The organism is Carboxydothermus pertinax (assembly GCF_001950255.1).
GTDB classification, from domain to species: domain Bacteria; phylum Bacillota; class Z-2901; order Carboxydothermales; family Carboxydothermaceae; genus Carboxydothermus; species Carboxydothermus pertinax.
Genome location: NZ_BDJK01000003.1, coordinates 61,450 through 74,728, shown reverse-complemented (window position 1 = coordinate 74,728; position 13,279 = coordinate 61,450). Strand labels below are relative to the sequence as shown.

Sequence of the window (13,279 nt, the reverse complement as noted above, 5' to 3'; positions counted from 1 at the left end):
ATTATCCCCTCCTCATCTATGCCTTAACAGCTGACTTAATAAATATCCCAACAGCCCGGGCAGAAGCTTTTATATCCGCCACAGTTGTTCCTGCTGCAAGGGTTAAAGCGTTTTCGTTAAACTCGCCGGTAAGGTAAATAGGTGCCACTTTATCAGCAGTTGTGGCGTCAGTTGCTTCAGCCAAAATAGCATAAACGTTCTGACTGCCGTCAGTAGCAGCTTTGTCAACTAATTTTAGCTTGCCGTCGGCAGTCACCCTGCCGAGGACGGCTCCCCTTGGAAGATTTTGACCTGCAGCAATAGTCCCAACATCAGTTACTTTTGGCATTACATGCCCTGCAAAAAGGTTATCGGGAGTATAAATTTCACTCATTATTCAACACCTCGCTTTTTATTGGCCGCTTTGGCCATTTTTTCTGCAAAAGCTTTTCTTTCAGCATCCTCATCTTTCATTGGTGTGGGGGCTGGTTCAATATTCTTTAAAACAGCAGCATCCTGTACTAAGTTGTTGAGTAAGTTATATCTTTGATTTTTTAAGATGCTAACAATTTTCATAGCCACATCGTCAGCAGTTTGGCCAGTTTCATATCGGGCTTTGTTTAGAATTTCCTGGATTTCTTCATTCCCAGGAACTTCTAACTCTTGTAAAGCCTTAAATCTTTCTCTTTCAGCCATAATCCCGACTTCTTTACCCTCTTCATAGGCCTGCTTTCGTATCTCGGCATATAACTCCGGATATTCTTTAGCCAAAATTTCTGCTGTTAAATCCATTTTCTTCACCTCCTTTCGAGCTTCCGGTGCCATCTCAGGCACCTTTGGTTTATTTTTAAACCTGGATAAATCAATGTCCAGGCCGTTTACATAAAGTACATTTCCTTTAATAGAAGCAGCAACCTGTATCTTTTCATCTATCTGGTCAATAAAGCCATATTCCAGAGCTTCATCTGCAGTCATCCACGTTTCAGCATCCAGCAATTCTATTAACTTTTCTCGTTCAATATTGGCCTTAGCTTGATATGCAGCAATCATCCCTTCCCGGATTTTATCCAGATCATCTGCTAATTTCCTAAAATCGTTAGAATTGCCTATCCCAATAGTCCAGGGATTATGCACCATCATCATTGCATTTTTGGGCATGATAACCACATCTCCGGCCATTGCAATTACCGATGCTGCGCTGGCAGCTAACCCGTCTACATATACCGTAACTTTTGCTGGATGGCTTTTCAGAACCGAATAGATTGCCTGAGCCGCAAAAACATCGCCTCCACCGCTGTTAATTCTCACTGTTAAATTGGTAATATCACCCAGTGCCTTTAAGTCCTCTGCAAATTGTTTTGGAGTTACTTCATCACCCAGCCAAGTAGTTTCGCTGATTGGACCATATAACAGCAACTCCGCTTCATTCTTCGTTGTCAACGCTCGGAACTGCCAGAACTTCTTCCCCTGTTGGACCACCGGTCAACCCTCCTTCTCTCATCATTCGTTCTTCACGGGCTCGCTGGCGAACAATACGCTCGAAATCACTTCCAGTAAGTTCGGCTGCTTCCCGTGCCCTGGTTGAAAAACCTTCTTTTACTCGTAAAGCAGCCGCATTTACTTCTTTTAGTGGGTCAATTTGTCCCTGGCTCGGGCCGTGCCATTCTGCCCCGCAATAAGCCATCCTAATGGCCGGATCATCAAAAAAGCCAGGGGCCTTAATCCGCCCTCTGGCTACCGCTTCAATTAAGAATTCCTCATAAATGGGCTGACAGAATTTCGCTGCAAGCCACGTTCTGCGCATCCTAAATGCTTTCCAGGCTTCTAAAAGAGCAGCCCGACTTGCCGAATAGGAAGCAGTAAAGTGTTTAATTAACAATTCATGGGGTATTTCTAATGCAGTCCCTATCTGCCTGCTCATTGACGTTACAAAACTATCAAAAGCTGTGTTGGGACGATTGGGATTGACCTCTTTGACATCCTCACCCGGAGCTAAAGCGATAATTGCACCATTACCCAATTCGTAACTATTCTGATCAGCAGTATCTATCTGCTGTTCCAAAGGAATACTTTCTCCAAGAGGTGTTTCCGGGGTGTTTGATGTAATAAATACAGTTAGCATACCAGAAATAACCGCCGCCATTAATTCTGCTTCACTATACCGTGTAAGCTGTTTTAACGTCTCAATCACCGGAGCAAGTATTGGTACTCCACGTCGCTGACCAGGTCGCTCGAATTCCATAATATGAAGGATGTTTCTGCGGCCAGTTTTTTCGCCAAAAGCCGGTACCCGAATCCATTTATTTTTCCCCATTGCGTATTTATCGAGGGGGTGTTTCTGCGCAATGTAATAAGCCACCGGAGCACCATACTGGTCAACTTCAATACCACCACGCACTCTTTCGTCTGTAATTTCTGGTGGATTACACACCCGGTCTGCCTCAATTAAGGATATTTTTAACAAATACGGGTTACCTGGTCGCTGAATCATAGGTAAAGCGCAAAAAACATCGCCGCTCATGAGCATGGACAAAAAAACCAGGGCCTGCATTTCATAAAAGTCCATCATTCTTGTAGCATCACAGTCCTTAGCCCAAAGCGCAAACTCTCGTTCGGCTGTTTTTTCCCACTCGTCAGCTTCCTCAGGGTCCATTCCTAAGAATTCTGCATCAATCTGGGCTTTAAGTCGTAGACCGAAACCCACAACGTTTGTACGATAAGTTTTTAGCGCACCGGTAGCCAGTGGAGCGCCCATATAAAGGTCCCTGGAACGTTGTCGCAAGATATCCAAATTATCCGTAATATCATCGTCCGGAGAACCGCCTTTATAGTTCCAGCCCAAAAGAGACTTTTTTGTCTTACTGGCGCCATGATTAGAATAGCCGCTATTCAAGACCTTTATAGCTTGCCTTGCTGCCTGTCGACGTAAATATCTTTCAGGAGATAAAATTTCTACTACTTTATCGAAAATGTTCATAGGTCTCGCGGTACAACCCGCAGGACACGGGCCCCGCGCCCCCTCCCTTGTTCTAATCTTGCCACTTCATTGCTCCAAAAACGGATTCTTTCTGCAATTTCTCCAAGGTCTGCTCGGGTCAATTCCCTGGTACCTATTTTATATTTTTGACCTGTTGATACTGCCAGTTCAGCTTCAAGCCAGGCTCTCAGGTGCTGTTTGGCCTCATCAAGCGTCCACGACATGCCTTTTCACCGCCTTTCTAAACACTGATGCCCCGGCTCAGGATTCGCCTTCTTCTTGAAGGTGCACCTGTCATCGGGGCATTTTGCTTGTAGTAATCTTTTTTTGGTGCTTTTGCAAGGGCTTCTAAGTTAGGGTTTAAAATCTCTAACGCTGCCGTAGCATAGTTACGGCAGTCCAAAGGTTCATTACGGGTACCTGGTCGCTTTATCCATTCAAATCTGGGCCGTCCTTTATGATAACGAAGAACCCTTTTTTCAGAAGTTAGCCCATCAAAATAAGCTTGGTCATATCCTTTCTCTGGTTCTCGCGGAAAGTGGCAATATCCCGGTCCTTCTTCTTCTACTTTTAACCGCGACATGATTAATTCTTTTCCCGTATCTACACCGACCGGGAAAAGCAAGACGCGCTTTCTATTATTACGCGTAGCTCTTCCAACAAGCGGAAGTCCTGCTCCTCCCTGCCCTTTAATTGCAAAGATTCTTCGGTGTTCTCGGGGTTTGCAAAAATCATATACCTGCTGGGTAAAATGGCCACCAGAGTCGATACATGCACAGGCTATTCCTATCGCAGTACCATCAACATATTTCCAGGTACGGTTTAAAAACTCATCCAACTGCTGCCATACCGCTTGTTGTCCTGGGTCTCCATATATTGCACGGTACTCTATCCCCCAGGATTCCTTTCCTACTCCCCAGCCAACAACTTCTACCTCCAAACGATCGTCTTGGACGTCAACTCCAGCAGTCAAAAGCAATACTCCTTCTGGAACCTCACAGTCATATGTTTCTCGACGCTTCATAAGGTCATGAGTCTCAACGCCTTCTCCTTCTTCTTCCCACGTTTCACCCAGTGTAGTATTAACCCATGCTTTAAGCTGCTCCGGACCGCCACGTTTTGCTTCAAGAAACTCTTCAATAATTTTTGTCCATCTTTTCCAAGGGCTTGCTAATTCGTTCAAGTGAAAACCTCGAATACGGGGATTGTGTTCCTTTGCGATCCACTTTCCCTGCCCAGCCTTCCACTCAAATTCTCCATGTCGAGCTCCGCATTTGATACATTCCATTGTAGCGTCTTCGAAACGTATTTGTGCCCAGGTTAATGGCTGGTACTCCCCGCAAGTAGGGCAGGGCAAACACCATTCTTCCTGGCTGCTACCAAGAAAAGCTGCCTCAATACGGCTTACTCCTTTTATCGTGGGCGTTGAAACATATACCTTTTTACGATTCCAGAAAGTAGTAGTTCGTTTTTCTGCAAGCGTTAAAGGGTCACCTTCAGTTCCTGCACTTGCCGGAAAACGATCCACCTCATCTGCAAGCAAAATGCGAATTGGTCTACTGGCAAGACTGGAAGGTGAATTTGCACCGACAATAGTAATATGCCCACCGGGAAAAGTCTTGTGTAGTACCGTGTTCCCACTATCCCTGCTTCGAGCATCAGCCACTTTGCCTTGAAGAGCAGGCGAATCACGAAGCATAGGTGCAAGACGGTCTTTAGAAAACGACTGCGCCATAACCAGTGTAGGTAGTATAACCATAATAGGCGCTGGATCGTAATCAATATGATAGCCAATAATATTTAAAAGTATTTCCGTTTTACCGACTTGGGCACTTGTCATAACAACCACTGTCTCCACAAGGGGGTCATTTACCGCATCCATTATTTCTCGCTGATATGGTGCCCTGTCAGTTCTCCATTGTCCAGGCTCTGCCGAAGATTCAGGTGAAAGTCTGCGGTAAAGATCAGCCCATTGGGAAACCGTTAGGTCCGGAGGTGGTGATACGACCTTTGCACATTCCCGAAAAAGGCGATATAGTTCATTTTTGTTTCTGCTTACGGCCACGACGTGGCATCTCCTTTTCAGCGGCCGTTTCTTCTATATCTTCATCCAGGACCAATTTGTCTTTGCTAAGTTTATAGAACACCTCCGGATCATAGTCTGCTAACTCGGTCAAAGCTTCATATACTTCCTTCTTGATAATATCCTGGATGACTGCTAAATCTGTTTTGCCCTGCAATCTTGGTGCGGCTTTTGTAGGAATTGCGAGGCAACGGGCACGAAAAGCGCCGAGCATGTCATTCATAACTCGGCGGACATCTTCGGACCGGTGCAGTTCGCCCCGCATTATCTGAAGCTCCAACTCAACTTTCTGGCGGTGAGCCCTGGTCAGAAGGGTCTTTTCTTTTTTTAAATCAAGCTCTTCGTCTGAATTGCCAAGCTGCGTTTTTATCCAAGAAATGTATTCTTGCACAACCGTCGGCAAATAAAATTTTCCTCTACCAATTTTTGAAATGATTTCGTTTTTAACAAGTTGCTGAATGCGTCGTTCGCTAAGGTTTAGTATTTCGGCTAATTCTGGTGTACTGACCACCCATTTCCCTTGCTCTGACATGGCTTCACCACCTTTCTTGATAACCTAAGAAAGCGAAACCGAAATCGATTTTCGGAGCCTGTCGCTAAAAAAATTTCGGGGCTCGCCAGACCCGTAGCCTTTACCCCTTCCAGAAGGACCCGCACTTATAACCCATCAACACTACTCCACCGCTTCCACTGTAACCCGAAAAGTCTTGCCAGTAAGGAGTAGCAGCTTCAATACCTCGCTCATCTCGCTTCCTGGTACGTCTAACTTCACCCGGGCACCGTCGCCGTTGCCACTCACTGAGACAGCGCTTTGAATTGGAGGTAAAGAAGCAATGAAGCTAATTTTGTCCATAGTCTCACCTACTTTTAAATATTTTTTTCTTAAATCCTTGACACGTATTTAACACGTAAGTACTCCAAGAAGCTTTAAAAGAAAGACTTGGAATAAATGAGAAAAACTAAATCTTCACCCACCGCCCCCACCCTGGCGGTTTTTTCTTTGGGTGTTCTAATCCGCCCTAATGGGCACTGCCAGGCAAACTAAAAAGCCGTCTCCTCGGACGGCTGTTTGATAGCATAATTTATGATTGTAATCCAAAGGCCTTTTCTACTTCACGCCAAACTTCCGCATCTCGTTTAGAGAACCATTTTGGAATTACTCCATTGTTTTGTGCCCTGATTTTTTGTTTATAAGACTTAATCTCCTTTATAGCTGTTAACAAAGCAGATACATTTTGTTCTATGTATTTTGTCGGAATTCTAACTACTTCCCAGTCAGCACCCAGTATTGCTCTCATTTCAATATCACGCTTATAATCTTCTAATTTCTTGAATTCATGCATATACCCATCTATTTCTAAAACCACTTTCTCATTTGGTAAAAGCATATCTGGTTTATATTTGCCAACAACCGGATGAAGTTTAACTTTTACTCTATTTTTTAGCAATTCCATCAATGCAACCATCTCATGCGCACTATCGAAAGCCTCTGGGTCTTCTTTTATTTTGTCAAAAACCACTTCAGCAGCTTCTTGGTATAAATACATTTTCGCCATTTGCTTTTCTAACATCCTTAAAGCTCTATCAAACATCAATTCCGCACGCAACCGTAAATATTCAAGTCTTTTGGCTTCTAACTGCTTAGGATACTCTTCTTTACAATCTGGGCAAAAAACTCTGGCTAATGGTTTATCAGTAGCCATAGGAACAACAGTTCCACAACCCCAGCACTTGAAAAAATTCATCTAATCACCTCTAACGGGCTTTGCCCTATTTTAATTATACTTTTTAAACTACCTTCTTGGGCTTGCAAAAAACTTGCAAATTTAATACCACCCCAGTTTTTCCGCAATCCCATACACAAACCCAGTCCTGTACCGATGAAAAGTACTCTCATCTACCGCTAAAATTTCTGCCATATCTCTGGCAGTCAGGTCAAATCTATTTCTGTTCTGCAACTTTTGTGCAAGTTCTTGCGGCGGCTGCCAGTCTATTGCAAGTCCGTATTTAACCCAAACCACCCTGCGCACTTCTTCTTTTGATTTTGCATATACTTCCGCAATAGCTTTTGTAATCCTTTCCATCTCCCGCAACAACAAACTATCCGCAAGCTTTGTCGCCCTGCGTTCTACTTTACTGGTAATATAACCTCCCCCGCCAACAGCAGCACCAAGCTCCCCTTGTCTACCTGCTAAGATGATATCTGCCCGCAACTCTTCGATTGCTTTTATCGTGTCGTTATAAGCATATATTTCTGCTTCTATATGCCTGAAAGTAGCCCGTTTTAATTTCATCGAATCACCACCCCCTGGATTTGCTTGATTGCTCCTCTTACCCGTTTATACTTTGCATGTTGCATCAGTTCTGCCCAGTTGATTATTTCAGTATCAGTTTCCCTTTCGATTGGTGCCTTGGTAAGCAATCCTTTACGGTATAACTCTTTAATCACAAGGGGTTGTTTTAGAAGAATGTATTCGAATATCGTCATTTCTCTCCTCCTACCCATAAAAAGGATCTCCTACTGCCCATCTAATGTTTACTTCACCGTTCGGTTCCCCGGTCACAACCAGGTACTCCTCTATCCTTTTCCCGAAAATTCGGGGTATCTTACTTCCACTTTGCCTGGCGCAATTCTTTCCCCATTTAATTTGGCAGCGATTATATTCTTTACATAAAGCCAGCAAACACTCTTCTTGCCTTAACCTCTCAACCCTCGCTACCCCGCCATGTTCTCACTCCTCGTATAATGATTTTAGAAATAATCTTTAAACGGTAATAAAAACCGTTTCGATTTTATAAAAAATTGTTCTTTGAAAACTGGAAATTAGACTTTCTTTTTGCTGCTGGACCAGGCACAATATATTCGTGAGATTGTTTCTGGGTAGGTATTTCACTCCTTGAGGTTTAACCTCTTGTAAAGAGTAACCCCCAGTTCATGGTCCGCACTTTTCACGCGTAGGTTGCACACCTTAATGTTTTCCCCTCTTATTTGCAGCAGAATTAGAGGATTAAGATACATTAAGCTAAGTGCTCATTCCGGCGAGGTTGCTGATCGGCCATGATTCCTGGGACCCAGCAGCAATTTTCATTACCCCCTTACGAAAGCGAGGTGATTCTGTGAAAACTCTGTTTGTTGGTATTGACGTTAGTATGAAAGATTTTAAGGCTCAGTTTATGGACAACCTTGGTGAAATTGTTTCTAAACGCCAGAAGTTTTCTAATGATAATCCTGGCCTTGAAGCTTTGATTAATCTTGTCCTCGAAATTTGCCATTCTAATAATTTTGAAAGCGTTGTTATTGGCTTGGAATCTACTTCAGTCTACAGCTGGCATTTGCAAATGGGCCTTGCTTCTAATTATCAGCTGGCAAGTTATCACTGCCAGGTCTACACCTTTAATCCTAAGGTTGTTGCTAATTTTAAAAAGGCTTATGTCGACCTCCCCAAAAATGACTGGACCGACGCTTGGGTTATTGCCGACCGGTTGCGTTTTGGGCGTCTCCCGGAAAACTCCCAGGTGGATTTTCGTTATTTGCCTTTGCAAAGGCTGACCAGGTTCAGATTCCATTTAACTCAAACTCTTACCAGAGAGAAAAACTATTTCCTTACTAATCTCTTTCTCAAGTTCAATACTCTTCAGCAAGATGAGGTATTTAGCAATTTGTTTGGTGCTACTTCTGAGGCTATTTTAACCGAATTCCTTTCTCCCGACGAAATTGCGGCTCGACCGCTTGATAATTTAATTGATTTTTTGGTGGAGAAAGGTAATAAACATTTTGCTGATCCTAAAGCTACTGCTGAAAAACTAAAAATCGCTGCTCATAATGCCCATAGGTTAAGGGGTAACCTTTTGGAACCTGTAAACCTGATTTTAGCTACTAGCCTTGAAACTATTAGAACTTTAGAAAAACAAATTAAAAATATTGATAAAGCTATTGCTAAAGAAATAGCCCATTTTAAGCATACCCTTGATTCTGTACCTGGCCTTGGTCCAGTTATCTGCGCCGGTATTATTGCTGAAATTGGTGATATCCACCGTTTCCCTAATGATTCAGCTTTAGCTAAATTTTCCGGCTTAACTTGGCGTGAGCATCAGTCAGGTGAATTTGAAGCTGATACTACGCCACTTACTAAAACCGGTAACGCTTATTTGCGTTATTACTTAATTCAGGCTGCTAATTCTGTTCGTCAGTACGAGCCTGAATACCGGGAGTTCTACTCCCGTAAATTCCGGGAAAGCAAAACTCACCATCATCGCCGTGCTTTAGTCCTTACCGCACGTAAATTAGTGCGTATGGTTGATGCTCTGCTGCGCAGCAACCAACTCTATCTGCCCAAGGGGCAAAGGAGGAATCTTGCTTAATATTTTTTAAATCCTAATTTCCATTTTTGTTACTTGTTTCCATATTGCTTGGATTCAGGACGGTTTTCTATTGCCTTTTTTAAGTCTTAACTTCGAAAATTTTTGACCTCATGGTCTTGACATATTACCGTAGGTCTTTACAACCCTGCTTTTTGCAAATCCTCAATTCCTCGCGCAACTATATACCGTCCACCGTGACTTTCTATTTCTTCTTTGAAACGCTCTTGGTACTTCGAAGTCCTTCCCTTTGGCGTTTTAACTTCAATCCAAACATGCTCGCCATCTTTTAAAGCATATAAATCCGCAATTCCTCTATAGCTCCCAAGGCTTTGGTGAATTTTTACTACAAACCAGCCTTTTAACTGCAAATACTGTTTTATCAATGCTTGTATGTCTCTTTCCCTCATCTCTCCAACTCCCTTAGCCAGGAATTTTCCCAACCAGCATTTTATTTTTCTCATCCCAGATTAAAGGCAGCTTATCAAGTTTTGCTATATCCCAGGGAAAATCTATTCCGCTAACACTAAAAACATAGCTTTTTGAGTTTTTATGTCTTTTCAAAACTATTCCTTGCATAGCTTTCCTAATCGCAATTGCCCTTGGTGCTACTCCAATCTCAATCATTAATGGCCCTTCGAGATTTTCCCCAAAAAGCCTCTCAATAGCGCTTTTGTTCAGTCGTAAATAAGGGTATTTTTCGTCATGGTTATGGAAGCTTAGCATTGGCACATCTAAGTTACGTCCATTAGGTCTGTAATTAAACCACTTAAAAGAGCCAGGGTCAAAGCTAACTTTTATTTCAGAAGCTTCTTCTAATCTCTTTTCCGCCTCCAAATTTTTGACATTCCTAATTGGCGTCCTATTTGTAATTGCCATAGCTTGACCTCCCCATTTGCACTTTTATTTCAAGCTGCTTAATTTGTCTCTCCATCTTTTCAATCCTATAACTTTGAAGAAGTACCGCTAATGAAGTAATAAATATGGCAATCGCTAATAACAACAACGTTAAATCCCGTTTTTTGGCACACACAATTTTTATCTTAGTTTCCATTTCCCTCATCCCCTAATCCTTTGCCGCTGCAAGCAGAGCAGCAAGCATAAATCCCAAAGCTCCACCTAAAAATAGTCCAAGGAAAAACATTTCTACCCACCGCCTTTTTTCAGTTCAATCTTCAAATCTCGCTTGCCAGCGCCATCCAATCGCTTCTATCCCGGTCACCTTTTTCTCATACGGCAACCGGATTAATATGTCTTTCAGCTTCATTAGTTCCTTCTCTCCGAGCCACACTATTCGGTTATCGTGGTCAATGGTGTACTCATTTATGCCAATCGCATCTAAAAGCTTATCCGGGCTAACTGTATTCATTTTTCACCCTCCCCACTTACTCACACCGCCTTTTCTCTTCTCGCCTTCACCAAGCAATCATAATGCCCAAAGTAGCTCTTGCATCCGTACCTCGTGTAACCTTCCCTTATTTTCCCGCTTGCAAGGGTTATCCGGTAGTGCATCTCTTCTACCTGAAAGTATACTTCCGCCGCATGCTTTCCGCATATTTCGCACGGCCCGTGTCTTACGCTACTGTCGCCTGTAGAGCTGATATGATAGCGAAAGTCGCCGTGGTATTCCCAGTCCATCTTCTCACCCCCTAAAACGGTAAGTCCTCATCGCTAATCTCAATCTCCACCGCTCCGTCTAACATATCTTCCACAGCCAATTCTTCCTTTCTCTTCGGTTTGTCAAGGAATTTCACATTACTCGCCACAACTTCATAAACCCGTCGCTTTTGGCCCTCTTTTTCGTAGCTCCGTATTTGCAGCCTGCCTTCAATCAGGACTAACCGCCCCTTTTGCCCAAACTCATTCACTATTTCCGCCAGTTTGTTCCACACTACAACGTCCACGAAATCCGCTTCCCGTTCGCCTTCTTTGGACGTGTAGGGCCTGTCCGTCGCTATGGTTATAGTTGCTACCGGCGTTCCCTGGGGTGTATGCCAAAGCTCCGGGTCCCGGGTGAGACGGCCAACTAAGATGATTTTGTTGAACATTTTATTTCCTCCTGTTTTTATCCTTCTTGTCTTTCCTTATCTGCAACCGGTATGATTTCCCCTCAATCTTCACCGGTTCGCACATTTCAACTAATCTATCAACTATCCGCTCCCCGAGTTTTTCAATTAATTCTTCTATTGTGCAATTTGTAGTCAGCACCGTAGGTAATTTTTTTTCGTACCTGGTGTTTATAAGCTTGAAAAGCTCTTCCTGCACCCAATCGGTAGTTCGTTCTGCTCCAATATCGTCTAATACCAGAAAGCGTTTATTAGCGACTTTTTCTGCAAGTTTCCGGTCCGCTGTCTCATCGTGGTAAGCCAAACGGATTTCGTCCAGCAACTTCGGCACCAGTATCATCGCTCCCGGTATTCCCCGCTCAAGCACAACTTTTAGAATTGCCGCTGCCAGGTGAGTTTTCCCGGTACCAACTGGCCCGGAAAGAAGTAATCCTTCTGTCGTATGCCAACTAAAGTTTTGGGCATATTCAAAACATTTATCAAATGCTTGCTTATTCTGAAAATTAACGCTGTAAGTTTCAAAAGTTTTACCTTCGAAACGTTCGTTTATGTATTCCCGTTTTTGCTCTTCTGCTACTTGCCGGGCAAAATATCTACACGAAGCCCAGGCAAAGGTAGGTATTTTATATAGCTTCGTCGCTTCTTCATGCAGTACCGGTCGCCAGCCTTTCTGCGGCATTTTGCAATATTCAAGGCCAGCACACTTTGGGCATTCTTCATCAGCTTTTTTAGCCAGCATTCCTTCAATCGAAATACCATGAGTAGTCGTTTGCGGCAGACTTTTTACCTCGGCCGCCACTCTTACCATCTCCTTTGAGGATAGCATTCAGATAAATCAACGGCTTTTCGGGGATAAAACCACTATCAATCCGATAACCAAGTTCATTAATCGCCAAGAGCACTTTGTCATAGCCATATTCGTTATAAAGCCGTCCAATAAAGGAAAAGTCCCCTTTTTGGTGCTTGTCCTGTGGGATAAGCTTGCGGTACTCTTTAGTGAGTTCAGTAATCAATTGTTGGTTAGTTGGTGGGGCGTCGTCAGCGTCAGCTGTTACTTCGTTAGAAGTAACTAAATTAATATTTTTAGTTTTGTTTTGTTTATATAATGTGCAACTGGAGCGCTCCTCCTGTGCCTCCTGAAACGCTCCTACCGTGCCTACTTCTGTGCCTACCATTGTGCCTACTTCTGTGCCTACTTTTTGACAGTCAACCTTTTGCTTTTCGAAAGGTATTATCCGGTATCGTCCGGCTTGGTTAGAGGTTCCTTTTCGATATTCAATTAATCCCCTTTGGATTAATTGATTGCGCGCTTTCTCTAACCCCTGCCGGGATAAACCGGTCATTAATTGAAGCGTTTGATTGGGCACTGTAAACCACTCTTGCCAACCAGTCATGTTGCATATGGATATAAGCGTATACCATAATGCAACTTGTCCTGTTGACGGGCGGTTTATCACGGCCCAATCTCTAAACGCATTCAATTCTTTGATATAATTCATCGGCTTCACCTATCTTTTAGCGATTTCATTTTGCGACATCGGTACCTTTAAAGCTTGTCCAGGGTAAATCGTGTAGCTGTCCATATTATTCAGAATCTTTATCTCCTCGATTACTATCCGGATATCTTTTCCTGGTATGCTTAGCTCTTTAGCGATACCCCAAAGAGTATCGCCTTTCTCGACGATTATCTCTTGCGTGTTTGCATGGTCTATTACTATAGCCTGGTAATTAATTATATGAGGCAACCTGGCCGCGGCCCCAATCACCGCCGCCAGGAGCATAATGAAAAAGACAATTTTGAATTCGCGGTCCATT

The 13,279-nt window shown here is 43.3% G+C and carries 20 protein-coding genes; 1 reads left to right on the top strand and 19 read right to left on the bottom strand.

The features are described from left to right. Nucleotides 1–16 precede the first annotated feature (16 nt). The 10 genes from cpu_RS00565 to cpu_RS00520 form a co-directional block, all read right to left on the bottom strand. Entirely contained in the window at nucleotides 17–373 is a 357-nt protein-coding gene (locus cpu_RS00565; protein ID WP_075858054.1) for a head decoration protein, read from the bottom strand. Then, on the bottom strand, nucleotides 373–1,458 hold the full coding sequence (locus cpu_RS00560) for a head maturation protease, ClpP-related (RefSeq protein WP_077177092.1): 1,086 nt from the start codon (nucleotides 1,456–1,458) through the stop codon (nucleotides 373–375). Before cpu_RS00560 ends, cpu_RS00565 begins: the two co-directional genes overlap by 1 nt. Further along, nucleotides 1,403–2,956, bottom strand: coding sequence for a phage portal protein (locus cpu_RS00555; protein WP_075858052.1), 1,554 nt, complete (start codon nucleotides 2,954–2,956; stop codon nucleotides 1,403–1,405). The genes cpu_RS00560 and cpu_RS00555 overlap by 56 nt, the downstream gene beginning before the upstream one ends. Next, the gene (locus cpu_RS00550; protein ID WP_075858051.1) at nucleotides 2,953–3,180 is read right to left on the bottom strand and encodes a DUF6148 family protein; all 228 of its coding nucleotides are present in this window, start codon (nucleotides 3,178–3,180) and stop codon (nucleotides 2,953–2,955) included. The genes cpu_RS00555 and cpu_RS00550 overlap by 4 nt, the downstream gene beginning before the upstream one ends. A 17-nt stretch (nucleotides 3,181–3,197) precedes the next feature. Continuing rightward, nucleotides 3,198–5,021 carry a phage terminase large subunit family protein gene (locus cpu_RS00545; protein ID WP_075858050.1) on the bottom strand — a complete coding sequence of 608 codons (1,824 nt, stop codon included), beginning with the start codon at nucleotides 5,019–5,021 and terminating at the stop codon, nucleotides 3,198–3,200. Next, nucleotides 4,996–5,571 carry a hypothetical protein gene (locus tag cpu_RS00540; protein ID WP_075858049.1) on the bottom strand — a complete coding sequence of 192 codons (576 nt, stop codon included), beginning with the start codon at nucleotides 5,569–5,571 and terminating at the stop codon, nucleotides 4,996–4,998. The genes cpu_RS00545 and cpu_RS00540 overlap by 26 nt, the downstream gene beginning before the upstream one ends. Nucleotides 5,572–5,712: 141 nt before the next feature. Then, nucleotides 5,713–5,892 carry a hypothetical protein gene (locus tag cpu_RS00535; protein ID WP_075858048.1) on the bottom strand — a complete coding sequence of 60 codons (180 nt, stop codon included), beginning with the start codon at nucleotides 5,890–5,892 and terminating at the stop codon, nucleotides 5,713–5,715. 229 nt (nucleotides 5,893–6,121) lie between these two features. Next, nucleotides 6,122–6,784, bottom strand: a complete 663-nt coding sequence (locus cpu_RS00530; RefSeq protein WP_075858047.1) for a DUF559 domain-containing protein — start codon at nucleotides 6,782–6,784, stop codon at nucleotides 6,122–6,124. 81 nt (nucleotides 6,785–6,865) lie between these two features. After that, complete coding sequence (locus tag cpu_RS00525) at nucleotides 6,866–7,333, bottom strand: hypothetical protein (RefSeq protein ID WP_075858046.1); 468 nt, start codon at nucleotides 7,331–7,333, stop codon at nucleotides 6,866–6,868. Continuing rightward, complete coding sequence (locus cpu_RS00520; RefSeq protein ID WP_075858045.1) at nucleotides 7,330–7,527, bottom strand: hypothetical protein; 198 nt, start codon at nucleotides 7,525–7,527, stop codon at nucleotides 7,330–7,332. Before cpu_RS00520 ends, cpu_RS00525 begins: the two co-directional genes overlap by 4 nt. Before the next feature lie 629 nt (nucleotides 7,528–8,156). Between cpu_RS00520 and cpu_RS00510 the strand changes: the two genes are divergently transcribed. Beyond that, complete coding sequence (locus cpu_RS00510) at nucleotides 8,157–9,401, top strand: IS110 family RNA-guided transposase (protein WP_200800612.1); 1,245 nt, start codon at nucleotides 8,157–8,159, stop codon at nucleotides 9,399–9,401. A gap of 137 nt (nucleotides 9,402–9,538) precedes the next feature. On the opposite strand, the gene cpu_RS00505 is transcribed toward cpu_RS00510, so the two are convergent. The 9 genes from cpu_RS00505 to cpu_RS00465 all read right to left on the bottom strand — a co-directional run bounded on the left by cpu_RS00505 (nucleotide 9,539) and on the right by cpu_RS00465 (nucleotide 13,278). Beyond that, a complete protein-coding gene (locus tag cpu_RS00505; protein WP_075858043.1) occupies nucleotides 9,539–9,808 on the bottom strand; it encodes a VRR-NUC domain-containing protein in 270 nt (89 codons plus the stop codon). 13 nt (nucleotides 9,809–9,821) lie between these two features. Further along, nucleotides 9,822–10,277, bottom strand: a complete 456-nt coding sequence (locus cpu_RS00500; RefSeq protein ID WP_075858042.1) for a hypothetical protein — start codon at nucleotides 10,275–10,277, stop codon at nucleotides 9,822–9,824. Then, complete coding sequence (locus tag cpu_RS00495; protein WP_075858041.1) at nucleotides 10,261–10,452, bottom strand: hypothetical protein; 192 nt, start codon at nucleotides 10,450–10,452, stop codon at nucleotides 10,261–10,263. Before cpu_RS00495 ends, cpu_RS00500 begins: the two co-directional genes overlap by 17 nt. A 114-nt stretch (nucleotides 10,453–10,566) precedes the next feature. After that, nucleotides 10,567–10,767: a hypothetical protein gene (locus cpu_RS00490; RefSeq protein ID WP_075858040.1), complete on the bottom strand. Its 201-nt coding sequence runs from the start codon at nucleotides 10,765–10,767 to the stop codon at nucleotides 10,567–10,569. Between the two features lie 20 nt (nucleotides 10,768–10,787). Beyond that, nucleotides 10,788–11,036 (bottom strand): hypothetical protein, encoded by a 249-nt coding sequence (locus cpu_RS00485; RefSeq protein ID WP_075858039.1) that lies wholly within the window; start codon nucleotides 11,034–11,036, stop codon nucleotides 10,788–10,790. Nucleotides 11,037–11,047: 11 nt separating this feature from the next. Then, entirely contained in the window at nucleotides 11,048–11,446 is a 399-nt protein-coding gene (locus tag cpu_RS00480; protein ID WP_075858038.1) for a single-stranded DNA-binding protein, read from the bottom strand. A 1-nt stretch (nucleotide 11,447) separates the two neighbouring features. Next, the gene (locus tag cpu_RS00475; RefSeq protein WP_075858037.1) at nucleotides 11,448–12,263 is read right to left on the bottom strand and encodes an ATP-binding protein; all 816 of its coding nucleotides are present in this window, start codon (nucleotides 12,261–12,263) and stop codon (nucleotides 11,448–11,450) included. Next, nucleotides 12,208–12,963: a cyclic nucleotide-binding domain-containing protein gene (locus cpu_RS00470; protein WP_075858036.1), complete on the bottom strand. Its 756-nt coding sequence runs from the start codon at nucleotides 12,961–12,963 to the stop codon at nucleotides 12,208–12,210. Before cpu_RS00470 ends, cpu_RS00475 begins: the two co-directional genes overlap by 56 nt. Nucleotides 12,964–12,972: 9 nt before the next feature. Beyond that, complete coding sequence (locus tag cpu_RS00465) at nucleotides 12,973–13,278, bottom strand: LysM peptidoglycan-binding domain-containing protein (RefSeq protein ID WP_075858035.1); 306 nt, start codon at nucleotides 13,276–13,278, stop codon at nucleotides 12,973–12,975. Nucleotide 13,279 lies beyond the last annotated feature (1 nt).

Bases quoted from the DNA above. Each gene is read 5' to 3' on its own strand.
- cpu_RS00565 (WP_075858054.1), bottom strand. From the start codon at position 373: ATGAGTGAAATTTATACTCCCGATAACCTTTTTGCAGGGCATGTAATG.
- cpu_RS00555 (WP_075858052.1), bottom strand. From the start codon at position 2,956: ATGAACATTTTCGATAAAGTAGTAGAAATTTTATCTCCTGAAAGATAT.
- cpu_RS00550 (WP_075858051.1), bottom strand. From the start codon at position 3,180: ATGTCGTGGACGCTTGATGAGGCCAAACAGCACCTGAGAGCCTGGCTT.
- cpu_RS00540 (WP_075858049.1), bottom strand. From the start codon at position 5,571: ATGTCAGAGCAAGGGAAATGGGTGGTCAGTACACCAGAATTAGCCGAA.
- cpu_RS00535 (WP_075858048.1), bottom strand. From the start codon at position 5,892: ATGGACAAAATTAGCTTCATTGCTTCTTTACCTCCAATTCAAAGCGCT.
- cpu_RS00530 (WP_075858047.1), bottom strand. From the start codon at position 6,784: ATGAATTTTTTCAAGTGCTGGGGTTGTGGAACTGTTGTTCCTATGGCT.
- cpu_RS00525 (WP_075858046.1), bottom strand. From the start codon at position 7,333: ATGAAATTAAAACGGGCTACTTTCAGGCATATAGAAGCAGAAATATAT.
- cpu_RS00520 (WP_075858045.1), bottom strand. From the start codon at position 7,527: ATGACGATATTCGAATACATTCTTCTAAAACAACCCCTTGTGATTAAA.
- cpu_RS00505 (WP_075858043.1), bottom strand. From the start codon at position 9,808: ATGAGGGAAAGAGACATACAAGCATTGATAAAACAGTATTTGCAGTTA.
- cpu_RS00500 (WP_075858042.1), bottom strand. From the start codon at position 10,277: ATGGCAATTACAAATAGGACGCCAATTAGGAATGTCAAAAATTTGGAG.
- cpu_RS00495 (WP_075858041.1), bottom strand. From the start codon at position 10,452: ATGGAAACTAAGATAAAAATTGTGTGTGCCAAAAAACGGGATTTAACG.
- cpu_RS00490 (WP_075858040.1), bottom strand. From the start codon at position 10,767: ATGAATACAGTTAGCCCGGATAAGCTTTTAGATGCGATTGGCATAAAT.
- cpu_RS00485 (WP_075858039.1), bottom strand. From the start codon at position 11,036: ATGGACTGGGAATACCACGGCGACTTTCGCTATCATATCAGCTCTACA.
- cpu_RS00480 (WP_075858038.1), bottom strand. From the start codon at position 11,446: ATGTTCAACAAAATCATCTTAGTTGGCCGTCTCACCCGGGACCCGGAG.
- cpu_RS00470 (WP_075858036.1), bottom strand. From the start codon at position 12,963: ATGAATTATATCAAAGAATTGAATGCGTTTAGAGATTGGGCCGTGATA.
- cpu_RS00465 (WP_075858035.1), bottom strand. From the start codon at position 13,278: ATGGACCGCGAATTCAAAATTGTCTTTTTCATTATGCTCCTGGCGGCG.